1 protein-coding gene is annotated in these 1776 nt (G+C 67.1%); it reads left to right on the plus strand.

Annotated features, from left to right (window positions below):
* The first annotated feature begins 68 nt into the window (after positions 1-68).
* The gene (locus tag AOK11_RS35710) at positions 69-1760 is read left to right on the plus strand and encodes an ISAzo13 family transposase (protein WP_079035292.1); all 1692 of its coding nucleotides are present in this window, start codon (positions 69-71) and stop codon (positions 1758-1760) included.
* Positions 1761-1776: the final 16 nt, after the last annotated feature.

A 1776-nucleotide genomic window follows, 5' to 3' on the forward strand; every position in this document is an offset into this window, starting at 1 on the left:
AGGAGCCGTAATTAAACTACTGCCGGATTCGGGTCAATATCTCGGCTCTGTGTGGTAGTTGAGCTGCTGTGGCGATTCCGGATGAAGTCCTGGCGGTACTGGATGCGAAGTTCGCGGCGGTGCTGCCGCATCTGGACGAGCGGCAGCGCCGTCTGTATCTGGCTTCCGAGGCCGAGGCTCTGGGGCATGGAGGGATCGCGGCCGTGGCCAGGCTGGCGGAGGTCTCGGAGTCGACCGTCGCACGAGGGCGTGAGGAACTCGCGGGCGGAACACAGGCGTTGGGGCGGGTGCGCAGACCCGGCGGCGGGCGCAAGTCTGCCGCCGAGCGCGATCCCGGTCTGGTGGCGGCTCTCGAGTTGTTGATCGAGCCGCGTGAGGTGGGTGATCCGGTGTCCCCGCTGCGCTGGACCACTGCCTCGCTGCGGGACTTGTCCCGGGAGTTGACCGATGCCGGTCATCCGGTCAGCGCCCCAGTGGTCGGCAGCCTACTGCGTGCGATGGGCTTCAGCCTGCAGGGCATGGCCAAGACTCAAGCCGGCAGTCAGGTGCCCGACCGAGACGCCCAGTTCCGTCACATCAACACCGCCGCCGAACGCTTCCTGGCGGGGGGCCTGCCGGTGGTGAGCGTGGACACGAAACAGAAGGAACCGATCGGCGACTTCGCCCGGCCCGGCCGCACCTACCGCCCCAAAGGCCAGCCGATCACCGCCCCGGACCACGACTTCATCGGCCCCGACACCCCGGTCGCCATTCCGTACGGCATCTACGACCTAGGGCGCGACAGCGGCTGGGTAAACGTGGGCACCGACCGAAACACCGCCGCCTTCGCGGTGGAGTCCCTGCGCCGCTGGTGGAAGGTCCAAGGGCGCCTCGACTACCCCAGCGTGGACCGCTTGCTGGTCACCGCCGATTCCGGAGGGGCCAACTCGGCCGACTCCCGCCTGTTCAAGATGGGCCTGGCCGACTTCGCAGACGAGTGCGGACTGCGCATCACCGTCATGCACTTCCCGCCAGGTACTTCAAAATGGAACAAAGTGGAACACCGGCTGTTCTCCCGGATCACCCACAGCCTGCGCGGGCAGCCTCTGACCAGCTACGAAGTGCTGCTGGAGACCATCTCAGCCACCCGCACCAGCACCGGACTGACCGTTCATGCCGCACTGGACGAGAATGCGTACCCCACCGGCCGCGTGCTCACCCGAGCTGAACGCAAGAGCGCCGAGCGGCGGGTCAAACGGGACGAGTTCCACGGCGAGTGGAACTACACCATCGCCCCGCAGGACCCCGACCAGCAGCTTCCGGCAGATCCACGCGACGAGTCGGGACCTCCGGTCCCGGCCGAGGCCACCTTCCTCCTCACCCACCCCGCACTCACGGGCATGCCCCGAGAACAGTTCGAACAGCTCGTGCTCCAGCTCGAACCATGCCAACAGGTCCTGACCGAAGTCGAACGCCAGAGCGCAGGCAGGGACGGCCGCGGCCGCAACCCCGGCTTCGGCACCCTCGATCACCGCCACCGCGTCCTGGTCGCCGTACTCCGCAGTCGCAACACCGTCACCTTGACCCTCGCGGCCGAGCTGATGGGCCGCAAGCGCAACGTGCTGAGTTACCACGCCGGGAGGTCCAAGCCGATGCTGGCCTTCGCCGGGCCCGAACTTGCCAGGGTCCTCGTCTTCCGCCGGACCCGCCCTCCCCGCACGCTCGAAGCCTTGAAGCGCGTGATCGAGCACCACGGACAACGAGATCAACTCCGGCAGTAGTTAAATTACGGCTCCT

This window comes from Streptomyces hirsutus (genome assembly GCF_001418415.1).
Lineage (GTDB): Bacteria > Actinomycetota > Actinomycetes > Streptomycetales > Streptomycetaceae > Streptomyces > Streptomyces hirsutus.